Origin of the sequence: Bradyrhizobium algeriense (assembly GCF_003062295.1) — a bacterium.
Taxonomy (GTDB): domain Bacteria; phylum Pseudomonadota; class Alphaproteobacteria; order Rhizobiales; family Xanthobacteraceae; genus Bradyrhizobium; species Bradyrhizobium algeriense.
In genome coordinates this window covers 1-596 of sequence record NZ_PYCN01000201.1, presented here as the reverse complement: position 1 = coordinate 596, position 596 = coordinate 1, and the positions used below count along the sequence as shown (strand labels likewise).

At 58.4% G+C, this 596-nt stretch carries 1 protein-coding gene; it reads right to left on the bottom strand.

Annotated elements, in window-relative coordinates:
* Positions 1 to 473 precede the first annotated feature (473 nt).
* Positions 474 to 596: integrase core domain-containing protein (locus C7G61_RS43115; protein ID WP_145963848.1), on the bottom strand; the 123-nt coding region annotated here is incomplete at its 5' end.

The following is a 596-nucleotide window of genomic DNA, read 5'->3' as shown; positions in this document are numbered from 1 at the left end:
GGATCCAAGAGGATAGTCTCATTAGAGTCGCATAAGATCCTCTTACGTCTTATTAATGAAACGAGACCCTCACGGAATCCACACAGGGGGCAAGCTCTTGAATGAATAGCCAGCAGGTAGGACGGCTGGGACCGGGGCTCCCCAAATAAGCCGAAACACGTTCCAGATTGCTCGCGTGGTTTAGCCCAAACACGCTAGTGATATCGATCAGAGATCGTCAGAGAGCGGTGGGAAGAGGCGGCGGAGCGGTGCGGTGGCGGCTCTGTAACCAACGGGTGTGACCATCGGCGCCGGTGCGCCGGGACACGCTTGGCGGCGAGAGCTCCGATGGCCTTGGCATGACGGTGGGTGCGGGAGGACACTGCGCTGAGCTTCACTGAATCAGACTGCTCACTCAGAGGTCATGACATACGCCAAGCATGAGCGTTGTCCCCACGAAAGGGGTGTTGTTGCCCCCGAAAGATCGGACAGGATCATCCCGGTTGACGTGAGGCAATGAACTCACGCGGTGAACGATAGCCGAGCGCCTTATGCGGGTGAAGGCTGTTGTAGTGCTCGAACCACAACGGCAGGCTCTCCAGCACCGTCCGCGCGTC